28 protein-coding genes and 2 tRNA genes are annotated in these 23,946 nt (G+C 64.9%); 15 read left to right on the top strand and 15 right to left on the bottom strand.

What is annotated here, in order from left to right:
• Positions 1 to 2: 2 nt before the first annotated feature.
• From ACXAJT_RS00670 to ACXAJT_RS00680, 3 genes are all read right to left on the bottom strand, one after another.
• Positions 3 to 422 (bottom strand): hypothetical protein, encoded by a 420-nt coding sequence (locus tag ACXAJT_RS00670; RefSeq protein WP_475231884.1) that lies wholly within the window; start codon positions 420 to 422, stop codon positions 3 to 5.
• Positions 423 to 545: 123 nt separating this feature from the next.
• Complete coding sequence (locus ACXAJT_RS00675) at positions 546 to 965, bottom strand: hypothetical protein (protein ID WP_475231886.1); 420 nt, start codon at positions 963 to 965, stop codon at positions 546 to 548.
• Between the two features lie 169 nt (positions 966 to 1,134).
• Positions 1,135 to 2,634 carry a CoA-acylating methylmalonate-semialdehyde dehydrogenase gene (locus ACXAJT_RS00680; RefSeq protein ID WP_475231888.1) on the bottom strand — a complete coding sequence of 500 codons (1,500 nt, stop codon included), beginning with the start codon at positions 2,632 to 2,634 and terminating at the stop codon, positions 1,135 to 1,137.
• A gap of 97 nt (positions 2,635 to 2,731) precedes the next feature.
• Between ACXAJT_RS00680 and ACXAJT_RS00685 the strand changes: the two genes are divergently transcribed.
• The 3 genes from ACXAJT_RS00685 to coaD all read left to right on the top strand — a co-directional run bounded on the left by ACXAJT_RS00685 (position 2,732) and on the right by coaD (position 4,723).
• On the top strand, positions 2,732 to 3,628 hold the full coding sequence (locus ACXAJT_RS00685) for a LysR family transcriptional regulator (protein ID WP_475231890.1): 897 nt from the start codon (positions 2,732 to 2,734) through the stop codon (positions 3,626 to 3,628).
• A 59-nt stretch (positions 3,629 to 3,687) separates the two neighbouring features.
• Positions 3,688 to 4,122: a CBS domain-containing protein gene (locus ACXAJT_RS00690; protein ID WP_475231892.1), complete on the top strand. Its 435-nt coding sequence runs from the start codon at positions 3,688 to 3,690 to the stop codon at positions 4,120 to 4,122.
• Positions 4,123 to 4,225: 103 nt separating this feature from the next.
• A complete protein-coding gene (gene coaD, locus ACXAJT_RS00695; RefSeq protein ID WP_475231895.1) occupies positions 4,226 to 4,723 on the top strand; it encodes a pantetheine-phosphate adenylyltransferase in 498 nt (165 codons plus the stop codon).
• Positions 4,724 to 4,791: 68 nt separating this feature from the next.
• Here coaD and ACXAJT_RS00700 read toward each other — a convergent pair whose 3' ends face one another.
• A complete protein-coding gene (locus ACXAJT_RS00700) occupies positions 4,792 to 4,953 on the bottom strand; it encodes a glyceraldehyde-3-phosphate dehydrogenase (RefSeq protein WP_475231897.1) in 162 nt (53 codons plus the stop codon).
• Positions 4,954 to 5,276: 323 nt separating this feature from the next.
• Here ACXAJT_RS00700 and ACXAJT_RS00705 point away from each other — a divergent pair, with 323 nt between their 5' ends.
• Positions 5,277 to 5,537, top strand: a complete 261-nt coding sequence (locus ACXAJT_RS00705; RefSeq protein WP_475231899.1) for a hypothetical protein — start codon at positions 5,277 to 5,279, stop codon at positions 5,535 to 5,537.
• 87 nt (positions 5,538 to 5,624) lie between these two features.
• Here ACXAJT_RS00705 and gap read toward each other — a convergent pair whose 3' ends face one another.
• The 7 genes from gap to ACXAJT_RS00740 all read right to left on the bottom strand — a co-directional run bounded on the left by gap (position 5,625) and on the right by ACXAJT_RS00740 (position 9,564).
• A complete protein-coding gene (gap, locus tag ACXAJT_RS00710) occupies positions 5,625 to 6,626 on the bottom strand; it encodes a type I glyceraldehyde-3-phosphate dehydrogenase (RefSeq protein ID WP_475231901.1) in 1,002 nt (333 codons plus the stop codon).
• Positions 6,627 to 6,711: 85 nt separating this feature from the next.
• Positions 6,712 to 6,855, bottom strand: coding sequence for a hypothetical protein (locus ACXAJT_RS00715; RefSeq protein WP_475231903.1), 144 nt, complete (start codon positions 6,853 to 6,855; stop codon positions 6,712 to 6,714).
• 31 nt (positions 6,856 to 6,886) lie between these two features.
• Positions 6,887 to 7,423 carry a helix-turn-helix transcriptional regulator gene (locus ACXAJT_RS00720; RefSeq protein WP_475231905.1) on the bottom strand — a complete coding sequence of 179 codons (537 nt, stop codon included), beginning with the start codon at positions 7,421 to 7,423 and terminating at the stop codon, positions 6,887 to 6,889.
• Positions 7,420 to 7,995, bottom strand: a complete 576-nt coding sequence (locus ACXAJT_RS00725; protein WP_475231907.1) for a cytochrome b/b6 domain-containing protein — start codon at positions 7,993 to 7,995, stop codon at positions 7,420 to 7,422. Before ACXAJT_RS00725 ends, ACXAJT_RS00720 begins: the two co-directional genes overlap by 4 nt.
• Positions 7,996 to 8,089: 94 nt before the next feature.
• On the bottom strand, positions 8,090 to 8,341 hold the full coding sequence (locus tag ACXAJT_RS00730; RefSeq protein WP_475231909.1) for a PepSY domain-containing protein: 252 nt from the start codon (positions 8,339 to 8,341) through the stop codon (positions 8,090 to 8,092).
• Positions 8,342 to 8,513: 172 nt separating this feature from the next.
• Positions 8,514 to 8,981, bottom strand: coding sequence for a disulfide bond formation protein B (locus tag ACXAJT_RS00735; RefSeq protein WP_475231911.1), 468 nt, complete (start codon positions 8,979 to 8,981; stop codon positions 8,514 to 8,516).
• A 4-nt stretch (positions 8,982 to 8,985) separates the two neighbouring features.
• Positions 8,986 to 9,564: a YqaA family protein gene (locus ACXAJT_RS00740; protein WP_475231913.1), complete on the bottom strand. Its 579-nt coding sequence runs from the start codon at positions 9,562 to 9,564 to the stop codon at positions 8,986 to 8,988.
• Between the two features lie 165 nt (positions 9,565 to 9,729).
• Here ACXAJT_RS00740 and ACXAJT_RS00745 point away from each other — a divergent pair.
• Positions 9,730 to 9,815 (top strand) — tRNA-Leu (locus tag ACXAJT_RS00745).
• Between the two features lie 399 nt (positions 9,816 to 10,214).
• Positions 10,215 to 10,778 (top strand): hypothetical protein, encoded by a 564-nt coding sequence (locus ACXAJT_RS00750; protein WP_475231915.1) that lies wholly within the window; start codon positions 10,215 to 10,217, stop codon positions 10,776 to 10,778.
• A gap of 226 nt (positions 10,779 to 11,004) precedes the next feature.
• On the opposite strand, the gene ACXAJT_RS00755 is transcribed toward ACXAJT_RS00750, so the two are convergent.
• Positions 11,005 to 11,094: transfer RNA gene (locus tag ACXAJT_RS00755), tRNA-Ser, on the bottom strand.
• A gap of 189 nt (positions 11,095 to 11,283) precedes the next feature.
• Here ACXAJT_RS00755 and ACXAJT_RS00760 point away from each other — a divergent pair.
• The 8 genes from ACXAJT_RS00760 (at position 11,284) to ACXAJT_RS00795 (ending at position 18,021) form a co-directional block, all read left to right on the top strand.
• Positions 11,284 to 12,108 (top strand): DUF2059 domain-containing protein, encoded by an 825-nt coding sequence (locus tag ACXAJT_RS00760; RefSeq protein WP_475231917.1) that lies wholly within the window; start codon positions 11,284 to 11,286, stop codon positions 12,106 to 12,108.
• A 281-nt stretch (positions 12,109 to 12,389) separates the two neighbouring features.
• The gene (gene rplU / locus ACXAJT_RS00765; protein WP_475231919.1) at positions 12,390 to 12,947 is read left to right on the top strand and encodes a 50S ribosomal protein L21; all 558 of its coding nucleotides are present in this window, start codon (positions 12,390 to 12,392) and stop codon (positions 12,945 to 12,947) included.
• 23 nt (positions 12,948 to 12,970) lie between these two features.
• The gene (rpmA, locus tag ACXAJT_RS00770) at positions 12,971 to 13,240 is read left to right on the top strand and encodes a 50S ribosomal protein L27 (RefSeq protein ID WP_475231921.1); all 270 of its coding nucleotides are present in this window, start codon (positions 12,971 to 12,973) and stop codon (positions 13,238 to 13,240) included.
• A gap of 118 nt (positions 13,241 to 13,358) precedes the next feature.
• The gene (locus tag ACXAJT_RS00775; protein WP_475231924.1) at positions 13,359 to 13,907 is read left to right on the top strand and encodes a GNAT family N-acetyltransferase; all 549 of its coding nucleotides are present in this window, start codon (positions 13,359 to 13,361) and stop codon (positions 13,905 to 13,907) included.
• A gap of 105 nt (positions 13,908 to 14,012) precedes the next feature.
• Positions 14,013 to 15,980 (top strand): heme lyase CcmF/NrfE family subunit, encoded by a 1,968-nt coding sequence (locus ACXAJT_RS00780; RefSeq protein WP_475231926.1) that lies wholly within the window; start codon positions 14,013 to 14,015, stop codon positions 15,978 to 15,980.
• The gene (locus tag ACXAJT_RS00785) at positions 15,977 to 16,474 is read left to right on the top strand and encodes a cytochrome c-type biogenesis protein (RefSeq protein ID WP_475231928.1); all 498 of its coding nucleotides are present in this window, start codon (positions 15,977 to 15,979) and stop codon (positions 16,472 to 16,474) included. Before ACXAJT_RS00780 ends, ACXAJT_RS00785 begins: the two co-directional genes overlap by 4 nt.
• Before the next feature lie 182 nt (positions 16,475 to 16,656).
• Complete coding sequence (locus tag ACXAJT_RS00790) at positions 16,657 to 17,166, top strand: DUF2087 domain-containing protein (RefSeq protein WP_475231930.1); 510 nt, start codon at positions 16,657 to 16,659, stop codon at positions 17,164 to 17,166.
• A gap of 78 nt (positions 17,167 to 17,244) precedes the next feature.
• Positions 17,245 to 18,021: an enoyl-CoA hydratase-related protein gene (locus tag ACXAJT_RS00795; protein ID WP_475231932.1), complete on the top strand. Its 777-nt coding sequence runs from the start codon at positions 17,245 to 17,247 to the stop codon at positions 18,019 to 18,021.
• Between the two features lie 131 nt (positions 18,022 to 18,152).
• Here the strand turns inward: ACXAJT_RS00795 and gltA are convergent, their stop codons facing one another.
• Both gltA and gltX read right to left on the bottom strand, forming a co-directional pair.
• Complete coding sequence (gltA, locus tag ACXAJT_RS00800) at positions 18,153 to 19,448, bottom strand: citrate synthase (protein WP_475231934.1); 1,296 nt, start codon at positions 19,446 to 19,448, stop codon at positions 18,153 to 18,155.
• Positions 19,449 to 19,543: 95 nt separating this feature from the next.
• Positions 19,544 to 20,962, bottom strand: coding sequence for a glutamate--tRNA ligase (gltX, locus tag ACXAJT_RS00805; RefSeq protein ID WP_475231936.1), 1,419 nt, complete (start codon positions 20,960 to 20,962; stop codon positions 19,544 to 19,546).
• A 77-nt stretch (positions 20,963 to 21,039) separates the two neighbouring features.
• On the opposite strand from gltX, the gene ACXAJT_RS00810 reads away from it, so the two are divergent.
• Complete coding sequence (locus ACXAJT_RS00810; protein WP_475231938.1) at positions 21,040 to 23,196, top strand: ComEC/Rec2 family competence protein; 2,157 nt, start codon at positions 21,040 to 21,042, stop codon at positions 23,194 to 23,196.
• Here ACXAJT_RS00810 and lexA read toward each other — a convergent pair.
• Positions 23,190 to 23,891 carry a transcriptional repressor LexA gene (gene lexA, locus ACXAJT_RS00815; protein WP_475231940.1) on the bottom strand — a complete coding sequence of 234 codons (702 nt, stop codon included), beginning with the start codon at positions 23,889 to 23,891 and terminating at the stop codon, positions 23,190 to 23,192. The two genes, ACXAJT_RS00810 and lexA, sit on opposite strands and share 7 nt — an antisense overlap.
• Between the last annotated feature and the right edge of the window lie 55 nt (positions 23,892 to 23,946).

A 23,946-nucleotide genomic window follows, 5' to 3' on the forward strand; every position in this document is an offset into this window, starting at 1 on the left:
GGTCACGAGCATTGAGCCAGCAGCGCGGCCATCTGAGTTTCGGGCTGACCGAGCTTGGCCAAAGCCGGGGCTTCGTCGCGAAAGACGTGGATGTCGAAGCGCAGTTGCGGCGACATGATCTGCTGCGCCATGCGCGCCACGCCATACCCCAGATCGGTGGGCGCGTAATAAACCAGCGGCATCAGCCCCTCGTCGAACAGCCCCGAGCCGGCCATGGCCACCGAAACCCGCTGCAGCCCGGCGTAGCCACTGCGAAAACGGGTCATTTCGGAATAGTCGATGAGGCAGCCCACGGCGGTCGACCAGCCCGGCGTTTCGCTCAGCGTCTTTTGCGCGTCGAGGCAGTCCTCGCAGCGGGTGTCGCCGACAAATTTCATATAGACCAATGGGCGCTCGGCAAAAAACTCGAGAATGCCTGCCATGAGGGGGCTCCCAGAACAGGAAGTTTCAGCAAGGTTACGAGCAATCATGTCGTTGTATGGTAGGGGGCTGTCAAACCTTATGTCGCTTCAACGACACTTCCGGCGCAGTGGTCCGGTTCGCGCTTAACGGGCGGTTTGCAGCAGTTGCGAAAAACTGCGTTCGGCAAGGCCGAGCAGCGCGAGGCTGCCCATTTCGCTTTGCTGCACCAGCGTCACCACGCCTTCGAGCCCGTCCCACGACTGCAGTGCCATCTTTGCCAGCTTGAGGCTGGCATTGGTCGGCGCGTAGTAGACCATGATGGTTTGCGTGCTGGCGGCGCTGAATGCCTCGGCCTTGTTGGCCTGTATCTTCATCAGTTCGAGGAAATCCCCGTCCCAGCCGGTAATTCCCGACAGGTCGACCAATTGCTTCTGGCCGGGGCGAAACTCGGGATGGCGCGTATATTCTGCGAACGCCGCCGTGGTATCGGTCAGGCGCGCCTGACCGTCGTAGCGCACGTAGACGAGACCGTGACTGGGAAGAATCCGGAATGTGACTGGCATTGGATGTGTACCGTCTAGGTTGCCAGAGCCTCGCTGCTTCGCCCCATAGGGTCAACGATATGGCGCAGATACATGTTTTGCGGTGGGCCGCCGCGCACATGCGAGCGCCGCCCCGGAGACCGGGACGGCGCGTGACGAAAGCGCCGTGCCGGGCCGGCGGCGCGGTGGATCAGTCCATCGCCTTGAAGTTGAACTCGCCGCCTTCTTTGATGCCCGAGAACCAGCGCGCCGTGACGGTCTTGGTCTTGGTATAGAAGCGGAAGGCGTCGGGGCCGTACTGGTTGAGATCGCCGAAGGCCGATTTCTTCCAGCCGCCGAAGGTGTGATACGACAGCGGCACCGGGATCGGGAAGTTGATGCCGACCATGCCCACATTCACCCGGTGCGCAAAGTCGCGCGCGGTGTCGCCATCGGCGGTGTAGATCGCCGTGCCGTTGCCGTAGTCATTGTCGATCACCAGCTCCAGCGCCTCTTCGTAGGTGCCGGCGCGCACGGTGCTGAGAACCGGGCCGAAGATCTCTTCTTTGTAGATGTCCATGTCCGGCGTGACATTGTCGAACAGCGACGGGCCGACGAAGAAACCGTTCTCGTAGCCCTGCAGCTTGAAGTCGCGGCCATCAACGACCAGCTTCGCCCCCTGTTCGACACCCTTGGTGACGAGGCCGTTGATCCGGTCCTTGGCAGAGCCGGTGATCACCGGGCCGTAGTCCACGTCTTCGCCCGCGGTGTAGGGGCCAACCTTCAGCTTCTCGACGCGCGGCACCAGCTTCTCGATCAGCGCGTCGGCGGTCTCTTCGCCCACCGGCACGGCCACAGAGATCGCCATGCAGCGTTCGCCCGCAGCGCCGTAGCCGGCACCCACCAGCGCGTCGGCGGCCTTGTCGAGGTCAGCGTCAGGCATGATGATCATGTGGTTCTTGGCACCGCCGAAGCACTGCGCGCGCTTGCCGTTGGTGGCGGCGCGGCCATAGATGTACTGCGCGATCGGGGTCGAGCCGACAAAGCCCACGGCCTGCACGGTCTCGTTGTCGAGGATCGCGTCGACCACTTCCTTGTCGCCGTTGACCACCTGCAGCACGCCTTCGGGCAGGCCGGCTTCGATGATCAGTTCGGCCAGCCGCAGCGAGGTCGAGGGGCAGCGTTCCGACGGCTTGAGGATCATCGCGTTGCCGCAGGCCAGCGCCGGGGCCATTTTCCACAGCGGGATCATCGCCGGAAAGTTGAACGGGGTGATGCCGGCGACCACGCCGAGCGGCTGGCGCATGGAATAAAGATCAATGCCCGGGCCACCATCGTTGGTGAACTCGCCCTTCAGCATGTGCGGCGCGCCCATGCACACCTCGACCACTTCCAGACCGCGCTGCACGTCGCCGCGGGCGTCGGGCAGGGTCTTGCCGTGCTCCTTCGAAACCAGCTCGGCCAGTTCGTCCATGTGCTCGTTGATCAACTGGCCGAACTTCATCATCACGCGGGCGCGGCGCTGTGGGTTGGTCGCGGCCCATTTGACCTGCGCCTCGGCGGCCTTCGCAACGGCGGCGTTCAGCTCTTCGACGGTGGCCAGCGGCACCTTGGCCTGAACCTCGCCCGTGGCCGGGTTGAAGATCTCGGTGAAGCGACCGGACGTGCCTTTGACGTGTTCGCCGTTGATGAAATGCGTAAGTTCTTGCATCGGAACCTCCTTGCTGTTGGCCGGCACTCTAGGCTTGCGGAAATGCAGTGCACAGGGGTAATCGGGCAAAAAGGTTTTGCAAAAATTCAGGTGCGGAATGCGCGAGAACTGGGATGATTTGCGGATTTTCCTCGCCGTGGCGCGGGGCGAAAGCCTATCGGCGGCGGGGCGCGTGCTGCGGATGGATCCGGCGACCGTCGGGCGCCGCGTCGCGCGGCTGGAAGAGACGCTGGGCCATCCGCTGTTTGCCAAATCGCCGCAGGGCTACGCGCTGACCGAAGCGGGGGCGCGGCTGCTGGTGCACGCCGAGAGCGCCGAGCAGGCGCTAGGGCAGGGCGCGCAGGCGCTGATGGGGGCATCGGAGGGGCTTGCCGGGCAGATCCGCATTGGCGCCCCGGACGGCTGTGCCAACTTCCTTTTGCCGCAGGTCTGCGCCCGGATCGCCGAGGAGAACCCCGGCCTCGACCTGCAGATCGTGTCCTTGCCGCGCGTGGTGAACCTGTCGCGGCGCGAGGCTGACATGGCGATCGCGGTTTCGGCGCCCACCGCCGGGCGGCTGGTGGTGCAGAAGATCGCCGACTACCGGCTGCATCTGGCTGCCTCCGAAGACTATCTCTCCCGCCACGCGCCGATCCATAGGCGCGCTGATCTGCAGGGGCATCGGATGGTGGGGTACATCCCCGACATGATCTTTGACCGCGAGCTCGACTATCTCAGCGATCTTGGCGTCGAGCGGGTGCGGCTGGCGTCCAATTCGGTGGCGGTGCAGTTTCATTGGCTGCGGCTGGGGGCCGGGCTGGGCATCGTGCATGATTTCGCGCTGCCCGCGGCACCGGGGCTGCGCAAGGTGCTGGCCGAGGAGGTCTCGCTGAGTCGCAGTTTCTATCTGGTGCGTCACGCGGATGACCGACGCCATGCGCGGCTTAACGGTTTTGCAGCGATTCTGGCCGACGGTGTTCGGCGTGAGCTGGCCTCTCTCGAAGGTCGCAGTTGACAGAACGCCGTCATGGGCGGACGCTGAAACCACTCAGCAGCGCCTAGGAGGAGAGCCGCATGCAGGTACAACAGATTCTCAAGGACAAGTCCGACGACGGGGTGGTCACCGTCGCCCCCGGCAGCAGCGTCGGTGACGCGGCGCAGGTGCTCAGCGAGCGCCGGATCGGCGGCGTGGTGGTGTCCGACGATGGGCAGACGCCGCTGGGGATCCTGTCGGAGCGCGATATCGTGCGTGCGATCTCGGCGCAGGGCGCCAGTATCCTGAACATGACCTGCGACGAACTGATGACCCGCAAGCTGCAGGTCTGCACCCGGGATGAGGACACGAATGTTGTGCTTGCGCGGATGACCGAAGGGCGCTTCCGCCACATGCCGGTGGTCGAGGACGGGCTACTGGTGGGCATCATCTCGATCGGCGACGTGGTGAAGGCGCAAATCGCCGAGCTGGCCATGGAAAAAGACGCGCTTCAGGGCATGATCATGGGCTACTGAACCCAGCTGCCTCTGACAGAGGCCGGTTTCGGGGTTGCATTCCGGAACGCAATATTGTTGCGTGCGCCGGACATGCCCCCGCTGGCACTTCTGGGAGGATTTCATGCGCATTGGTCTGTACCCCGGCACGTTCGATCCGATCACGCTGGGCCATATCGACATCATCCGCCGCGCCGCGGCGCTGGTCGATCGCTTGGTGATCGGGGTCGCGATCAACCGCGACAAGGGGCCGCTTTTCCCGCTCGAGGATCGCGTCTCGATGATCGAAACGGAATGCGCCAAGCTTTCGGAGGAAACCGGCACCGAGATCGTCGCCCATCCGTTCGAGAACCTGCTGATCGACTGCGCCCGGGATGTCGGCGCGCAGATCATCATTCGCGGACTGCGGGCGGTGGCCGATTTCGAGTATGAGTTTCAGATGGTCGGGATGAACCGGGCACTCGACACGAGCATCGAAACCGTCTTTCTGATGGCCGAAGCCCGGCATCAGGCGATCGCCTCGAAACTGGTGAAAGAGATCGCGCGGCTTGATGGCGATGTCAGCAAGTTTGTCACGCCGACGGTGAATACGGCGCTCAAGCAGCGCTTTGCGCAAGGCTGAGCGCGCACCGCCGCCGGGACGCAGAAACGGGGCCCGAAGGCCCCGCTTTTTCGTTCATGTCTTGTGTCTTACTGGCCGTAGACGGCGAGCCGTGCGGTTTCCGCCTCGCGGCCCGCGATATCGCAATCGATGCGGGTGCGCAGCGGCAGCGCCATAAGCGCCTGCCGGGTGCGGCGATAGGCAAAACGGCGGGAGAAGCTGTCACGAACGGCGTTGATGGCTTTGGTCATAGGGATGATCCATCTATTGTAGGCGCCCCAAGGGGAGGAGTGGGCGCGATTGCAGGTGCATTGTTGAAACTCTGTGCCAAGGTCTTTCCCTCGGCGTTGGCGCTAACTTAGGCCTTGCTGCGGCGCAGCACAATTGACGCTTTTCCAGACCCGCGTTGCAAAACATGCATGGCATGCCGCGGCGGTGCTCGGCCGCGTCGTTGCTGGTGGCAAGGCTTTGTAAACCAACACCGATTAACCTTAACGCGCTGACACACCGGCGCGTGGGTGCGGATCCACGCGGCCCGGTTTTGCTGAAAACATTCTGAAAGAGGAGATGCTTTATGGAAATCCAGCAGGGCATGGGCGGCCGCGCCCGCTCGCAGCGCCCCAGGCCGTCCTCCCAACAACCACGAGGCGCGGCGCAAGAGGCGGCGCAGTTGGGGACGGCGGCCCGGCCCGCTGCGCCACTTGCGCCGCCGGTGGCCGTGATCAGCCAGCCGCTGCCGACGCCGTTGACGGACAGGGTGACGCCGCGGGCACGGCCCTCCGGGCTCGACGCCGCTGCAGGCTATTGGCGCGCGCGCAAGCTCATTGAAAAGTAAAAAGGCGGAGCACAGCGGCCCCGCCTTTCTTGATCTTCAGTCGACGCGCGTCTGCCCCGTGGGGCAAAGACCGGCGCGCGGGCCTGATCAGATCAGTTTGCCCATCGCGACGGCCGTGTCGGCCATGCGGTTCGAGAAGCCCCATTCGTTGTCGTACCACGACAGAATGCGCACCATGCTGCCTTCCATGACCTTGGTCTGGTCGGTGTGGAACACCGAGCTGTGCGGGTCATGGTTGAAGTCGATCGAGACGTTCTTCTTGTCGGTATAGCCAAGGATGCCGTTCAGCTTACCGTTGGCGGCGACGCGGATGGCGTCGTTGATTTCTTCCACAGTGGTCTCGCGCTCGGCTTCGAACACAAGATCGACGACCGAAACGTTCGGCGTGGGCACGCGGATCGCCACACCGTCGAGTTTGCCGTTAAGTTCCGGCAGAACAAGACCAACCGCTTTGGCAGCACCGGTGCTGGTGGGGATCATCGACTGCGCAGCGGCGCGGGCGCGATAGAGATCCTTGTGCATCGTGTCCAGCGTCGGCTGGTCGCCGGTGTAGCTGTGGATCGTGGTCATGAAGCCCTTCTTGATGCCGACGGTGTCGTTCAGCACCTTGGCAACGGGCGACAGGCAGTTGGTGGTGCAGGACGCATTGGAGACCACGAGGTCATCCTTGGTCAGCGTGTCGTCATTCACGCCGTAGACGATGGTCTTGTCGGCGCCCGCGGAGGGGGCCGAGACCAGCACGCGGCTGGCGCCATTGGCGAGGTGGGCGGCGGCCTTTTCGCGCGCGGTGAAGATACCGGTGCATTCCAGCACGACATCCACGTCGGCCCAAGGCAGGTCGGCGGGGTTGCGCTCGGCGCTCACCTTGATCGGGCCGCGGCCTGCGTCGATCGTGTCGCCCGCGACCTTCACCTCTTGCGGGAAGCGGCCGTGGACGCTGTCAAACTGCAGCAGGTGGGCGTTGGTCTCGACCGGGCCGAGATCGTTGATCGCGACGACCTCGATGTCGGTGCGGCCGGATTCGATAATGGCGCGCAGCACGTTGCGCCCGATACGGCCGAAGCCGTTGATCGCTACCTTAACGGTCATGATGTCTCCTCGCTGTCCGAGAGTATGCGGTTGCCCGAAGGTCATCAGGATACATCGGGCAAGTCAATACTGAGACTGTTAGCGCTCACCGCCAAAATGCCATCCAATCGAGCAGATTGAAAATTTTCCGCCCCAGATAGACAAAATGATCACTCCCGAAGAGCAAGTAATCCACCGCTGCGGCGAGGATCAGGGCGGCGGCGAGCCAGAGGGCGATGCGATTGGTCATTTTCTCGTGATGACAGAGGTTTGCATGGCTGTCACCTGTCTTGTGCCGTGGCGCCGTGGGGCGCCGCGGTGGTCTCGGCGCCGCTCATCAGCTCTTCGATGAACAGGCCCAGCAGCGCGCCGCGCCCAGAGACGCCCGCCTTGCGGTAGATGGCGTTGAGATGGGATTTCACCGTGCCTTCTGCTGAACCACGCAGCACTGCGATCTCCGGGATGGTCATCCCCTTTAAAGTGAACATGGCAACATCCCGCTCGGATCCGGTGAGGCCCCATGCGGTGAACTGCGCCTCGACAATCTCGTGGAAGGCACCGGTGGCCAGCGAGACCTGCCGTTCAAGATGGGCGTTCTGCCGCAAGAGCCGCAGCAGAAACCGCACTTCGACCCAGATCGCGGCGGCGAGGCAGAGCACCATGCAGCCTTCGAGAAAGGCCTCGGGGTCATGCGCGGGACTCCAGCCTGCCTCGCTGGCGTCAAAGATCACGTCGACCACGAAGAAGGCCGTGCAGATCAGTTGCACGGCGATCAGCAGGGTCAGAACGAGAGGGCGTTGCGTGGTCTGCGACGTCATGCCTCGATCTTTGCGTCATCCGGGACGGTTTTAATACCGGTTACCATGGCCTTCGGAAAATTTACTCCGGTGCGGCGGCTTTCGTAAAGAACCGCGGCGACATGCAGCACGACCGACACTTCGGCCCAGTTGACCAGCGCCTCGTGCAGATCTTCGACCCACCCCACGCCCCAATAGGAATCGGTGGTCATCAACACGCCGCTGCCGATGATTCCGCCCAGCGTGAGCAGCAGGTTGAAAATCATTAGCGCTCCAAGCGGCGTATGCATCAGATGCACGCGGCGCCGACCCGTGGCCATGTTGGTGATCTGTTGCACTAGGCTGGCGCGGGTTGGGAAAAAGCTCGAGAACCGCGCAGAGTGCGGACCTATGATCCCCCAGATCAGGCGCAGCAGGATCAGGCCGCCGATGGTGTAGCCGACCCACTGGTGCAGCTTCGTTTCAGGATCGTCGAGCAGTGCGTTGGTGACAAAAAGGGCCGCGAAGCTCCAATGAAAGATCCGCAGCAGCGGGTCCCAGACGGCATGGCGGGTCGTGCCGCGGGGTGCGACACTTGCAGAAGTCTCGGTCATGGCAGGCATCCTTGTGCTGGCGGCAGAGCTTTGCGCGCCCATTGGCGGGGCGCAAAAGCGACGCGGCCCCGCGCGGCGGCGGAGCCCGAGAGCCTCAGTCTTCGGACGTGCTGCGGACGATCTTCAGCATGTCGTCGAGATAGAGTTCGAGCCTCTTGCCATCCTTCAGCGCGTAGACCTCGATCATCCCGTCCTCGCTGTCGATGCGGCGCACCTCATAGCCCTCGGCGGTGAGTTTCTCGCGCACCTGCGCTTGGGTCTGCTCGGGGATCTCGGGGGAGGCGCTGGCGGCGGTGGCGGTCAGCAGCGCGGCAATAAAAGCGGATGTGACAAAGCGGTAGGTCATTGATGGGTCTCCCGTGGCACGGCGCGGGGAATTCCGCGCCTCGAAGACCGATCTGACGTGCTGCGGGTCAGCGCGCCATGCACCGCAGGGGGCAGATATGGCCCCCTGCAACTTTGGTTCAGAGTGCGGGGCGACCCTGTGGGCTCAGTTCTGCGGGCTTAGAACTGTGGGCTCAGGCCGCGCGCCGCCATGCGGCGAGCCAGATCAGCGCGAGACCCAGCGAGATCACGGCGTTCCAGCTGGCCATCGACAAGCCAAGGAATTGCCATGCGACCTCGTCACAGCGCACCAGCGGCGCCTCCATGATCTGGTTGAGAAGCTCCTCGGCGGACATGCCGCCAATCGGGCCAGAGGTGCAGGTGGTCGGGCCTTCCCACCAGCCGCGTTCGACGCCGGTGTGGTAAACGCCAATGCCGCTGGTGGTCAGTGCGGCGAGTGCCCCCAACAGCAGCAGGATCCGGGCGCGGAAGGCGAGGGCCAGCGCGCCGATGACCACGGCAATGGCATGCGGCCAGCGCTGCAGGATGCACAGGTGGCAGGGCGCGAGCCCGCCGATGTATTGCGAGCCGATCGCGCCAAGCAGAACGGCGGCCGATCCGCCGGCGGCGATCAGGATAAGGAACTTGCGCAGGTCAGTCATGGTCTCAGAGGTATTTCACCAGAAAGAAGCCGCCAGCGAGCAGCAGCACGAAGATAGTAAACACCAGACCGAGCCGATGTTCGATGAATTCCCGGATCGGCGCACCGAAGGCCCGCAACAGACCCGCCACGATAAAGAAGCGGACGGCGCGGGCGATCACGGCGGTGCTGACAAAGACGCCGAGCGGCATCGCGGTCCAGCCTGACATGATGGTGATCACCTTGAACGGGAAAGGGGTGATGCCGGCGATCAGCACCGCCCAGAAGCCGACGCCGTTGAACCGGGCGTTGAACGCCTCCATGGCGTCGGCCTTGCCGAGCGTTTCGAGGATCGGGCGCCCGATGCTGTCGAAGAAGAAATGCCCGATGGCGTAGCCGAAGAGGCCACCGGCCACCGAGGCGACGGTGGCGACCAGGGCGATCAGCCAAGCCCGGCGGGGCGCGGCGAGGATCATCGGGATCATCAGCACGTCGGGTGGAATCGGAAACACCGAGGCTTCGATGAACGACACCGCAGCTAGCGCCCAAAGCGCCTTTGGGTGATCGGCAAGCGACATGGTCCAGTCGTAAAGGCGGCGCAGCATCGTCGGGTCGGTCTCCGGCGTTGGTCTCTAGAGCAGGAAGCACGCGGGGCAGTGGGGTGCAAGCCAATGAGGGCGCTTTTGTGGTGACAGTTTCGCCAGCAAGATGCGAGCGCGCGCAGATTGCCGCTTTACGCGGCGCGGCGAGGCGGCTAAATCCATGCCCGGGCCCAAGTGGCGGAATGGTAGACGCAGGGGATTCAAAATCCCCCGACCGCGAGGTCATGTCGGTTCGAGTCCGACCTTGGGTACCAGTTTTCTCGAAGGATCGCCCAGCCTGCGAGCGCGCCGCCTGTTGAGGCGCGGCGCGAAGGTTATGGCCACGCGCCTGCGGCGCCCGGGTGATGTGGCGCACTCAAACGCATTTTCTGATGAGCAGATAGGCGATGGCGCGGCGTAGACGATTGGGGTCGTTTCGCGAAGGGCGGCAGGGCTTCATGGGGGGTGGCGGATATCGTGACGCGCCCATGTCTCCGAGTCTTGATTTAAAACAAGAGTTTGAACGTAATTTCGCAGCGGGGGCGATCCGCGATCTGCCGACGTATGGCGTCAAGACCTCGTATAATGCGCCGCCAAGTGGTCTTCGTGCCGCCGCATTGATTTCATAATCCCTAACCACAACGCACCTGTTACGACCAGAAAGGTGTATGTAAATGTTAGGTTCCATTTCCGGTTCGAGTACGAGCCTCTTTGGTGCGCTCGCCTCGGCAGTCGCCGCGCCGCAGTTCGCCGGCCAGAGCCAGACCTCCCCAGACCCCGTGGCCGAGACCGAAGAGGACCTGAGCCAGACCACCTCTGCCGCGACCGCCGCGGACGAGGATGCGCCGCGACAGAAAGCGTCGGCGCAGCCCGAAGCCGCGAGCAAGGCGGTCTCTGTGGCAGATCCAGCGACACGTGCGGGACCCGCGTCCGACACAGCCCCTGAAACACAGGCGGTGGATGAGAATGGCGCGGCCTCACAGGCAGCCGCCTCCGGCACCAGCCCTGAGAGCCTGCGCGCAGACGGCGCGGAAGACGATGCGCTGGCGGAGGCGCGCGCCAAAGCGATCGCGACACAGGAGAGTTTCGTGAAATCGCTGGTGATGGCGAAGATCGGCAGCGACGCCGAGGAAGACGGGCTTGTGACGCGCATGCGTCAGGGCGCGGAAAGCTACGCCGCGGCGCGCGCGGACGCACAGCGGGCAGAGGCCCCGGCGCGCGCGAGCGTCGAGGTCTGAACGGCGCCCACGCGAGCGCACTTCGAGACCGGTGGCGCGGTGCGCAGGGCATATCCTGTGCGCCGCGTTTTTTTTCCGCAGCAGGGGGAGGCATCGCGAAGCGAACGACAGCACGATGCCCTTCGCGCGATCGCATGCTGCGCGGGGCTGACGATAGCTTTCGGGACATTTCCGGCACCGCCGGCATCGGCACTTTCCCTACGCTTTCAAAGCGTTGAAGGGAAAGTGGCGGAGAGACAGGGATTCGAACCCTGGGACCCCGTGAAGGGTCAACGGTTTTCGAGACCGCCCCGTTCGACCACTCCGGCACCTCTCCGCGGGGGTCGTGGGGGGCGTTTAACGATATGCTCTGGGGGGTGCAACAGGGAATTTTGAAGTTTTTTCATTCCGGGGGAATTTTCCTTGGCGAAGCTCCGCCAGCCGGTCACGGGCACCCCAGCGTCAGCTTGGAAATATGGCAGGCGCGCCCTAGGGTCTCGCGTGTAGAACCCGGAGTAATCTTGCCATGTTGTCGCGTCTTGCCACCTGCGCCGTTGGCGCAACTCTTCTGCTGCCGATATTCAGCCCACCAGCCAGGGCCGGGGCGGCGGAAGAATTGCTCGATGCTTTGAAAGTGGACGAGATCGTTCAGATCATGCGCGCCGAAGGCCGCGACTACGGGGCCGACATGGCGCAAGACCTCTTGCCCGCGGGCGCCACCTCCGGCTGGCAGGAGGCGGTCGACACGCTTTATGATGCCGACGCCATGGAAGAGGTCGTGCGCGCGGGCTTTCTGGAGAGCTTTGGAGAGACCGACGCTTTACCATTGCTGGCGTATTTTACCTCCGACGCCGGGCGCCGCGTGGTCGACCTCGAGTTGGCGGCGCGGCGCGAGATGATCAACGACGAGGTGGAGATTGCCGCCCGCGACGCGTGGCGCAGGCTTTCGGAAAGCAGCGACCCGCGCGTCGCGCAGCTTGACCGGTTCGTCGCCGCAAACGATCTGGTCGAAAGCAATGTGGTCGGCGCGCTCAACGCCAGTTTCCAGTTCTATCTGGGGCTTGTCGACGGCGGCGGCATGGAGATGACCGAGCCGGAAATCGTCGAAGAGGTCTGGATGCAGGAAGAGGCAACCCGGCTCGATACAGAAGAGTGGCTCTATGCATATATGCTCACCGCATATGAGCCGCTGTCGGACGCCGCACTCGACACCTATATAGACGTGTCGGCGACGCCGAAGGGGCAGGCGATGAATCGCGCGTTGTTCGACGGGTTCAATCATATGTATGAAGAGATCTCCTACGGGCTCGGCCTTGCTGCCGCGCGCGAGATGCGCAGCTCGGACCTCTGAGGGCAGGGGCCGGCCGGGCCCGGCACACAGCCAAGGCTGTAGGGGTCGTGGCGAAAGTCACGCGCGCAGCGGCCTTTTGGGTTGACATAAATGCGGTTTGCCCCGATAAGCCGGGCTTCGTGAACGGGGCCATTGCGCGCCCCGCTTTCGATTCTTACATCATGACAGCCCGGAAGGGCGCGCTGTTCGACGGCGGAGCGGAGTTCCGCACCACGAAGTTCCCACACAGGTCAGATGATGGCCGGGACGCCACAGAACGCGGTAGACAAAGGAAGACGCAGATGTTCGCGGTGATGAAAACCGGCGGCAAGCAATACAAGGTCCAGGCGGGCGACGTGCTCCGCGTGGAAAAGCTGGCTGCTGATGCGGGTGAAACCGTTCAGTTCAACGAAGTCCTGATCCTCGGCGGCGACAAAGTCACCGTGGGTGCTCCGCTTGTCGACGGCGCTGCCGTTCAGGCAACCGTGATCGACCAGATCAAGGGCGACAAGGTCATCAAGTTCGTCAAGCGCCGTCGTAAGCACAGCTCGCAGCGGACCCGCGGCCACCGTCAGCAACTGACGCTGCTGCGCGTGACCGATATCCTCGCATCCGGCGCCGAAGGCACCGGCGTGAAGGCCGCCGCTGGCGCCGCCTCCGCTCCGAAAGCCGCTCCGGCCGCAGCCGCTGCAGAGGGTGACGACCTGACCCAGATCACCGGTGTCGGCCCCGCCGCCGCCAAGAAGCTGAACGAAGCCGGCATCGCCACCTTCGCACAGCTCGCAGCCGTTGACCCCGAGAGCTTCGACGCCGTCAAGGTGAAGCCCGAGTGGGTCGAGCAGGCCAAGACCCTGGCCTGATAGACATTTAAGGAGACCAACCCATGGCACATAAAAAAGCAGGCGGTAGCTCCCGTAACGGCCGCGACTCCGCTGGCCGCCGTCTCGGCGTGAAACTCTACGGTGGCCAGTCGGCCAACCCCGGCAACATCATCATCCGTCAGCGCGGCACCAAGTTTTGGCCGGGCGAGGGTGTGGACATGGGCAAGGATCACACCATCTTTGCCGTGGCCGAAGGTTCGGTCACGTTCCACAAAGGCCTGAAAGGCCGCACCTTCGTCTCCGTCCTGCCCGTGGCGGAGGCTGCCGAATAAGCCGATCCAAGATCGACATCTTGCAGGGGGATCGGCGCGGGCCGGTCCCCCTCTTCCGTTTCGGGGAGGAGACGAAACGGTCCGCGAGGAATCCCTCGTGCTTGAGAGGAGAAATACGATGAGCCTGGCCCACGAGGACCAGCTGACCGCACAGCCGGTCATCGAGACCCCCCGTTTCCTGCTGCGTCCGCTGCGCAAGTCGGACGCCGGAATGATCGCGCATTACACCGCCGATCTGCGCCTTGCGCGGATGACCACCTCGATCCCGCACCCGCTGCCGCCGGGCGCGACCGAGGCCTTCATCACCCGCGCCACCGATCCCAAGCGCGATGAAGACGTCTGGGCGATGGACGGCGAAGGCCATGGCGGTGCCGAGGTGATGGGGCTGATTTCGCTCGAGCGTCTCGACGGCAACCAAGCCGAGATCGGCTATTGGGTCGCGCCGCCGTTCTGGAACACTGGGCACGCCTCGGAAGCGGTGCGCGCGCTGGTGCAGGCCAACCCCTTCGGCAGCGCCACGATGTTCGCCTCGGTGTTTCAGGACAACGCCGCTTCGGCGCGTGTGCTGGTGAACTGCGGCTTCGAATACATTGGCGATGCAGAGGCTTTCTCGGTCGCGCGCAACGCTACCGTGCCGACGTGGACCTACCTGCGCCGCATGGACTGAGGCGACATCCGCAGCCCTTTTGCGGCGTCAATTGCGACAATGTGATCCCGCCCGGCCCGCGATTTCCGTTGGCCGGGCGTTGTCTTGCGCCCTATAAGCGGGGTCATGATCACCGAATTTGGACATTTCGCCCTCATCCTCGCTTTCATCGTCGCCTGTGTGCAGACGGTGGTGCCGATGATCGGGGCGCATAAGCGATGGCCCGGCTGGATGGCCGTCGCAGAGCCCGCCGCCACGGCGCAATTCCTGCTGGTGGCGCTGTCCTTCGGTGCCCTCATGCATGCCTTCATCACCTCGGACTTCTCGCTCCGGCTGGTGGTGATGAACTCACATTCCGCCAAGCCGCTGATCTACAAGATCTCGGGCGTCTGGGGCAACCACGAGGGCTCTATGCTGCTGTGGGTGCTGATCCTGTCGCTGTTCGGGGCGCTGGCGGCGTGGTTCGGCGGCAATCTGCCGCCGACGCTGCGGGCGCGGGTGCTGTCCGTGCAGGCGGCGGTGGGCGTGGCCTTCTTCGCCTTCATCCTCTTTACCTCGAACCCGTTCCTGCGCCTCGCGGTGCCGCCGTTTGACGGGCAGGACCTGAACCCGCTGCTGCAGGACCCGGGGCTCGCCTTCCATCCGCCGTTCCTCTACCTCGGCTACGTCGGCCTCTCGATCTGCTTCAGTTTCGCGGTCGCCGCGCTGATCGAGGGCCGGGTCGACGCCGCATGGGGCCGCTGGGTGCGCCCGTGGACGCTGCTCAGCTGGCTGTTCCTGACCATCGGTATCGCGCTGGGATCGTGGTGGGCCTATTACGAATTGGGCTGGGGCGGCTTCTGGTTCTGGGACCCGGTCGAGAACGCCTCGTTCATGCCGTGGCTGCTCGCCGCCGCTTTGCTGCATTCGGCCATTGTCGTGGAAAAGCGCGAGGCACTGAAAAGCTGGACCATCCTGCTGGCCATCCTCGCCTTCGGCTTCTCGCTGATCGGCACTTTCATCGTGCGTTCGGGGGTGCTGACCTCGGTGCACGCCTTCGCCACCGATCCGCAGCGCGGGGTTTTCATCCTTGGCATTCTGGTCTTCTTCACCGGTGGCGCGCTGACGCTCTACGCCGCGCGGGCGGGGATCATGCAGGCCAAGGGCGTCTTTGGCGTGGTCAGCCGCGAGTCGGCGCTGGTGGTCAACAATATCCTGTTGGCGGTGGCCTGCTTCGTGGTGTTCACCGGCACGCTCTGGCCGCTGGTCGCCGAGATGCTGTTCGGGCGCAAACTGTCGGTGGGGGCGCCGTTTTTCAACATGGCCTTCACGCCCTTCATGATCCTGCTCGGCCTTGTGCTGCCGATCGGCGGCCTGCTGAGTTGGAAGCGGGGTAAGATCGGCCGGGCGATGCGCCAACTCATGCCAGCGCTGATCCTTGCCATCGCGCTGGCCGGGCTGGCATGGGCGATGCAGACCGGGCGCAGCCTGATGGGGCCGATCGGCATCTTTCTCGGCACATGGCTTGTGGCGGGGGCGATCACCGACCTGATCACGCGCATCGGGCGCAACCGCGACTGGCGCCGCCTCGCGCGGCTGCCGCGCGCCGATTGGGGCAAGGCGGTGTCGCATGGCGGGCTGGGCATCACCATGCTCGGGATTGCCGGCCTGATGGCGTGGGAGCAGGAAGACATCCGCGTGGCGCAGGTCAACGCGCCCTTCACCGTTGGCTCTTACGAGCTGGAACTGCTGGGTGTAGAGCGTGTGCAAGGGCCCAACTACTTTTCGGACATGGGCGAGGTCTCGCTGCGGAAGAACGGTGAAGAGATCGCCCATCTCTACCCGGAAAAGCGCAACTATCCGGTCGCCAAGATGCCGACCACCGAAGCGGCGATCGACGGCGGCATCCTGCGCGACGTCTATGTCGTGCTTGGCGACGCGCAGGCGGGCGGTGGCTGGACCATGCGGGTTTATATCAAACCGCTAGCGAACTGGATCTGGGGCGGTGCGATCCTCATGGCCCTTGGCGGCGCACTGAGCCTGTCGGACCGGCGTTTCCGCGTCGCCGCCGGCGCCCGCAAGAGCCGCCCGGCGCAGGGAGTGCCCGCCGAATGAGACCGCTTAATTTGCTCCGCATGGTCCTGATGCTGCTTCTGCTGGCCCTGCCGCTGCTGCCCGCGACACCGGCGCTGGCGGTGCAGCCCGACGAGGTCCTCGACGATCCGGCGCTGGAGGCGCGGGCGCGCGAACTGTCTAAGCACTTGCGCTGCCTCGTCTGCCAGAACGAGAACATCGACGATTCCAACGCGGCGCTCGCCCGCGACCTGCGGCTGCTGGTGCGCGAACGGCTGGTTGCGGGGGACAGCGACGAGGAGGCGGTGGCCTATCTCGTCGACCGCTACGGCGAGTTCGTGCTGCTCCAGCCCACCACGCGCGGCTGGAACTGGCTGCTCTGGGCCGCCGGGCCGATCCTCTTTGTGCTGGCGCTGCTGGTCGCCGCTTTCTATCTGCGGGGCCGGTCCCGCGCCGAGGCCAGCACCGAGGCGGGGCTCACGCCCGAGGAAGAAGCACGTCTGAAGCGCATTCTGGACGAGGGCAACGCCCCTTGATAGCGTGAGGTTGGGGTCGGCAGTTCACCCAGTCTCCGCCGCCCGCGTCGTGCGCGGGCAAGCTGAACCTGCCTCACAGCTTTCAGAGATCTCCGGACATCCCGGCGATGCCTGACGGACAAGGGCGGAACTCCAGCCTCGCGAGGGGTCGGGCAACAGCGCCGGAGGATCTGGAGGATCCGATGAGCACATCCCAGAACCGGGACAGCATCCCGCTGGCCATAGGCGATCTGTGTCGCTTTGCCCGCGCCCTGCGCGCCGGGCTCGAAACGCCGCCCTCGCATCAGCAGATGCTGGGGCTGATCGCCAAGGCGGCGGGCTATCGCAACTATCAGCACCTACGCGCACAGTTCGCGCCGCAGCCGCAGGCCGATCCCAAACAGGTGGCGCGTGCCTTGCGTCATTTCGACGGGAAGGGGCGGCTGCTGCGCTTCCCGGCACGCACCGCGATGCAAGCGCTGTGCCTCTGGCCGATCTGGGCGCATATCCCGCCGCGTCAGGACCTCACCGAGCGCGAGATCAGCGCCCGGATCGATCTCTACTGCGGCTTTCGCGACGCCGCGCAGATCCGGCGTAGCATGGTCGAAAACCGTATGCTGACCCGAACCTTGGATGGCTCGCGCTACCGCCGGATCGAGACCCGCCCAAGTGCCGAGGCGCTGGCGCTGATTTCGGCGCTGCAAAAGCGCTGAGCCGGGCTTGGCAAGGCCGGCGCGCGCGGGCACTCTTCGCGCGCGCAGGCCAGAGCAGGTCACAGCCCGGAGGAGCATATGCAATACGACACCATCCGCTACGAGATCAGCGACGATGTGGCGCAAATCACCCTTGCACGGCCCGAGGTGATCAACGCGCTTTCGGCCCCGATGCGGGCCGAACTGACCCATGCCATCCAGCAGGCGGGCAAAGACGCGCGCGTGGTTGTGCTGACCGGCGAGGGCCGGGCGTTCTGCTCCGGGCAGGATCTGGGGGATCGCGAGACCGCCGCCAATATCGATCTCGAGCGGGTGCTGCGCGACGAATACATGCCGTTGCTCACCGCCATCACCGAATGTCCGCGCCCGACAATCGCCGCAGTCAACGGTGCCGCCGCGGGCGCGGGCGCGAACCTTGCACTGGCCGCTGACGTGGTGATCGCCGCCGAAAGCGCGTTCTTCATGCAGGCGTTCACCCGCATCGGCCTGATGCCCGATGCGGGCGGCACATGGCTGCTGCCGCGGCAAATGGGCATGGCCAAGGCCATGGGGGCGGCGCTCTTTGCCGATCGCATCAGCGCAGCGCAGGCCGAGCGCTGGGGGATGATCTGGGAGGCGGTGCCGGATGCCGAGTTCGAGGCGATCTGGAGGGCGCGCGCGGCGCATCTGGCGCAGGGCCCGTCGCAGGCCTACGCGCGTATCAAGCGCGCCATCCGCGGCGCTTTCGAGCAGGACCTTGGAAGCCAGCTTGTGCTGGAGGCGCAGTTGCAGGGAGAATGCGGTATGACCCGTGATTTCAAGGAAGGTGTGGTGGCCTTCCACGAAAAGCGAGCGGCTAAATTCGAGGGGCGCTGAGGGGGCCTGCCGTCGGATTTGCGTATTTTTTGAAGAGAAGAAGCCGGGGCGGCGCGCTGTTTATCGGGCGCGCGGCCCGGACACAAAAAGGCCCCGCATCGGCGGGGCCTTTTGTATCGCGAAAGACGCGTTCAGCGGCTTTCGATGTCGGAGTAGTTGCGCGTCACCGAGCCACGGTAGAGCTGGCGCGGACGGCCGATCTTGTGCTGCGGATCGGCGAGCTGCTCTTTCCACTGCGACACCCAGCCGACGGTGCGCGACAGCGCGAAGATCGGCGTGAACATGGACGTCGGGAAGCCCATCGCCTCGAGGATGATGCCCGAGTAGAAGTCGACGTTCGGGAACAGCTTCTTGTCGATGAAGTACTGGTCTTCCAGCGCCTGCTTCTCGAGCTCCTTGGCGACCTGCAGGATCGGGTTGTTCTCGATCCCCATGAGGTCCAGCACCTCGTCTGCCGACTGTTTCATCACCGTCGCGCGCGGGTCGCGGTTCTTGTAGACGCGGTGACCGAAGCCCATCAGGCGGAACGGATCGTTCTTGTCCTTGGCGCGGGCGATGTACTCGGGGATCTTGTCGACCGAGCCGATCTGCTTGAGCATCTCAAGGCACGCCTGGTTGGCGCCGCCGTGGGCCGGGCCCCAGAGGCAGGCGATGCCGGCCGCGATGCAGGCAAAGGGGTTGGCGCCCGACGAGGAGGCCAGACGCACGGTCGAGGTCGAGGCGTTCTGCTCGTGGTCGGCGTGCAGGGTGAAGATCCGGTCCATGGCGCGCGCGAGGATCGGGTCGACCTCGTATTTCTCGGCAGGCACCGAGAAGCACATGTGCAGGAAGTTCTCTGCGTAGGTCAGATCGTTGCGCGGGTACACGAAGGGCTGGCCGATCGAGTACTTGTAGGCCATCGCGGCGATGGTCGGCATCTTGGCGATCAGGCGGTGCGAGGCAATTTCGCGCTGGCGCGGATCGGAGATGTCGGTGCTGTCGTGGTAGAAGGCCGACATGGCGCCGACCACACCCACCATGGTTGCCATGGGATGCGCATCGCGGCGGAAGCCGCGGAAGAAGTTGTGCATCTGCTCATGGATCATCGTGTGACGGGTGATCGTGTTCTCGAAGTCTTCGAGTTCTGCCGCGGTCGGCAGTTCGCCGTAGAGCAGCAGGTAGCACACCTCGAGGTAGTGGGACTTGCCGGCCAGCTGGTCGATCGGGTAGCCGCGGTGCAGCAGAACACCTTCATCACCGTCAATGAAGGTAATGGTGCTGTCGCAGCTTGCGGTGGAGGTGAAGCCCGGGTCGTAGGTGAACACCCCGGCCTGTGCGTAGAGCTTGCGGATGTCGACCACATCGGGGCCGGCGGTCGGGGAGTAGATCGGAAGATCGTAGCTCTGCTCGCCGATGGTCAGTTTCGCGCTTTTCGCTGTGTCAGCCATGCTTGCTTTATCCCTTCATCTAGAAAAGGCCAGGCGCGTCGGGCGCGCCCGGTCGGTATCTGTCACATGGCCCGGAGTGGGGTCTGGGCTTGCCGTTACGCCACCTCGGAGGCCGCTGCCTGTTCGAGCCGGAGGAGGCTTTCCTCGCGACCGAGCACCAGCATCATATCGAACACGCTAGGAGTGACGGCTCGTCCGGCAAGGGCCGCACGCAGCGGGCCGGCCAATTTGCCGAACTTGGTGTCTTGTTCCTCGGCGAAACGCCCCGTTACCCCCTCGAGCTCTTCTCGCGTCCAGCTAGCACTTTGCAGGTGCGGCGTCAACGCAGCCAGTATACCACGGGATACAGGATCGAGGTTTTTCTGTGCCTTCGCGTCCGGCTCGATCGGCGTTTCCGTTAGAATGAAGTGTGCTTTTTCAAGGAGTTCCGGGAAGGTCTTGGCCCGGTCCTTGAGGCAGTACATACCCCGCGTCATGCCGTCTTTTTGCCCTTCGGTCAGCGCCGGAAGACCCGCAGACTCGAGGTAGGCCTCGATTTCTTGCAGCAGTGCGGCATCGTCACCGGCGGCGATATGCTGCCCGCAGATGTTCTCGAGTTTCTTGAAATCGAGCCGCGCCGGAGATTTTCCGATGCCGCTCAGGTCGAACCACTCCAGCGCCTGCGCATCGGTAAAGAATTCGTCATCACCGTGGCTCCAGCCGAGCCGCGCGAGGTAGTTGCGCATGCCCGCGGACGGGTAGCCCATCTTCTGATACTCATCGACGCCGAGCGCGCCGTGGCGCTTCGACAGCTTCTTGCCATCGGGGCCGTGGATCAGCGGGATATGCGCGTAAACCGGCACCGGCCAGCCCATGGCGGTATAGATGCCCATCTGCCGCGCCGCATTGTTGAGGTGGTCGTCGCCGCGGATCACATGGGTGACGCCCATGTCGTGGTCATCGACCACCACCGCCAGCATGTAAACCGGGGTGCCATCCGAGCGCAGGAGGATCATGTCGTCGAGCTGGGCATTGCCGATGCGCACCTCGCCCTGAACTTCGTCCTTGATCACCGTCTCACCATCCTCGGGGGTGCGCAGGCGGATCACATAGGGCGCATCTGGGTGCGTTTCGGGATCCGCGTCGCGCCACGGCGAGCGGAAGAGCGTGGAGCGGCCTTCCTCTTTTGCCTTCTCGCGGAATTCTGTGATTTCTTCCTGAGTGGAGAAACACTTGTAGGCCGCGCCCTTGGCCAGAAGCGCGCGGGCGACCTCGGCGTGGCGCTCGGCGCGCTCGAACTGGCTGACCACCTCGCCGTCATGGTCGAGGCCGAGCCAGTCGAGGCCCTTGAGAATGGCCGCCGTCGCCTCGGGGGTCGAGCGGGCGCGGTCGGTGTCTTCGATGCGCAGCAGGAACTTGCCGCCGCGGCCGCGCGCGTAGAGCCAGTTGAACAGCGCCGTGCGGGCGCCGCCGATGTGCAGAAAGCCGGTGGGCGAAGGGGCGAAACGGGTGACGACCGCCTGAGTGTTCGTCATGGTAATTAACCTCGCGGTAATCGGGGTGGGCCTAGGATTTGCAGGTTCCTTAAACAGCGCAGGGGGCGGGGGCAAGCATGGGCCGCCGGGATGGGGCTGCGACCGAAGCGGAAGGCCGCGGGCAGCGGTCCGCAGCGGTGCGCTGGATCGCCCTATTGTCCGGCTGGTCAGTGGTCCGCGCCGGTGCGCGTGCCACGGGCAGGGCGCTGGCACGGCAGCGCGGTCATCTCTTTCCTTGGGCGCCGGTCTGTTTCGGCTGCGGTATCGCGCTCTATTTCGCGCTGCCCGCCGAGCCTGCACCGCGCGTTTTGCTGCTGGCGGCTGCCTTTGGGGGGACGCTGCTGCTGTTGTCCCGTGTGGCCCATCTGCTTGCGCTGGCGGTGATCGGGCTCATGTTGCTGGGGTTTGCGCTGGCCGGAGGGCGGGCGCATCTGGTCTCCGGTCCGCAGCTGACGGCGCGCTACTATGGCCCGATCGAAGGGCGGGTGGTGAATATTGATCGCTCCGCCTCGGACGTGCTGCGGCTGACGCTCGACCGGGTGCGCCTGCCGCGCCTGCCGCCGGCGCAGTGGCCGCGGCGGGTGCGTGTGGCGCTGCATGGCGATCCTGAAGTGCAGGCGCGCGTGCTGCGTCCGGCGCCGGGGCAGCGGCTGATGCTGAGCGGGCATCTGCTGCCGCCGGGCGGCCCGGTGGAACCGGGTGGCTTCGATTTTCGCCGCCACGCATGGTTTCTGAAGCTGGGCGGCGTCGGCTACACCCGCACGCCGGTGGTGCTGCTTGCCGTGCCGGAGGGCGGACAGAAGATCTTTCAGGTCCGCATGGCGCTCTCGCGGCACGTTCAGGCGCAACTGCCCGGAGAGACGGGGGCCTTTGCCGCCGCGCTGATGACCGGTGACCGCAGCGCCATGAGCCAGCAGACCTTGGAGGCGCTGCGCCACACCAACCTCGCGCATCTGCTGGCGATTTCCGGGCTGCACATGGGGCTTTTGACCGGCTTCGTCTTTGCCGCGGTGCGACTGGCTCTGTTGCTGCCCGCGCAGGCGCGCCACCACTGGCCGGGCAAGAAGATCGCGGCGGTCGCGGCGCTGCTGGCCGCGGCCTGCTATCTGGCGCTATCGGGGGGCAATGTCGCGACGCAACGCGCCTTCATCATGGTCGCGGTGATGCTGGGCGCGGTGCTGGCAGACCTTCGGGCGCTGTCGTTGCGGGCGGTGGCGCTCGCCGCATTGATTGTTTTGAGCCTGCGCCCCGAAGCACTGCTCGGGCCGGGCTTCCAGATGTCCTTCGCAGCCACCACTGCGTTGGTGCGCGTCTTCGAAGGCAGTCGCGGCGGCAAGATCGCGCGGCTGCCGCCATGGGCGCGCCCGGTGGTGGCGCTGGTGCTGTCGTCGTGCACCGCGTCCCTTGCCACGGCGCCGTTTTCCATGGCGCATTTCAACTTGCTGTCGCGCTACGGGCTTTTGGCCAACGTGCTGGCGGTCCCTGCGATGGGGCTGGTGGCGGTGCCGATGGCGGTGGTTGCGGCGCTGCTGTTGCCGCTGGGGCTGGACGGTCTGGCGCTGCGCGGCATGGCGCTGGCGCTGCGCTGGATCCTAGGGGTGGCAAAGCAGGTCGCGGCGTTTGATGGCGCCGCGGTGCCGGTTGTCGCGCCGGGTCCGACCGTGCTGCCGTTGCTGGTGGTGGCGGGCTTGCTCTTGCTCTTGTGGAAGGGACATGGGCGTTGGCTGGGCGTGGTGCCTTTTGTCTGTGGCATCTTCCTGTGGGGGACGAGCAGCAGGCCACAGGTACTCATCTCCGAGACCGGGGCGCTGGTCGGCGTGATGACCGAAGACGGGCGCGCGCTGTCCCGCGCCAAAGGCAGCGGCTTCGTGGCGGGTGTCTGGCTCGAAAACGATGGGCAGGCGGGCGGGCAGGGGCAAGCCGCAGCGCTCTGGCCAGGGAAGCCCGGGGTCTTGCGCCGTGCCGAGATCGGCGGAACAACGCTGTTGCACGCGATGGGGAGCGCCGGCGCTCAGCGGCTTGAAGGTTGCGGAGGGGCGGCCGTGATCGTGGCGAGCGTGCCGGTTGAGCCAAGGCGGGGGTGCGAGGTGTTCGATCCGGACCGCCTACGCAAGACGGGATCCGTCGCCCTGAAACTGGGGCCGCAGGACCTTATGGTGGAGACGGCGATATCCGGCAGGCCGCGGCTGTGGCACCGGCGCGATGACACCCCAGCGCACGCAGCGGATCAGTAGGCGCGGATCAGCCCCACCAGCCGGCCCTGCACCGACACCGAGCCCGCAGGCAGCACGCGCGGCTCGAATGCCGGGTTGGCGGCCTCAAGGACGATGCTGCTGCCCTTGCGGCGGAACCGCTTCAGGGTGGACTCATAGCCTTCGACCTGCGCCACGACGATCTGCCCATTCTCGGCCGAGCTGGTCTCGCGAATGATCACCACATCGCCATCGTTGATCCCGGCCTCGATCATCGAGTCGCCCTTCACCTCCAGCGCATAGTGGCGGCCATTGCTCGACAGCATGGCCGACGGCACGGCGACGTTCGGCGGAACCTCGGAAATCGACTCGATCGGCACACCCGCAGCGATACGGCCCATCAGCGGAAGCTCCATGGCGCCGACATTTTCCAGCGCTTCGGTAACCGCATTGTTGGCCTTGGCCGCGCCACGATCGCCTTCGATCACCTGAGGCACAAAGCCGCTGGGACGCGCCGCGAGGCTGTCGGGCAATTTGACGATCTCGATCGCGCGGGCCCGGTGCGCCAAGCGACGGATGAACCCGCGCTCTTCCAAAGCGGTGATCAGTCGGTGGATGCCCGATTTCGACCGCAGGTCCAGCGCCTCTTTCATTTCGTCGAAACTTGGGGGGACGCCATCACGGGTGACGCGCGTGTTGATGAAATCCAGCAGATCGAGCTGTTTCTTGGTCAGCATGCGCCGTGCCCCGTGGGTTACCCAGATAAGATGTTCGACTTTGTTCTAGGCATGT

The organism is Salipiger sp. ABF4_146 (assembly GCF_056161345.1).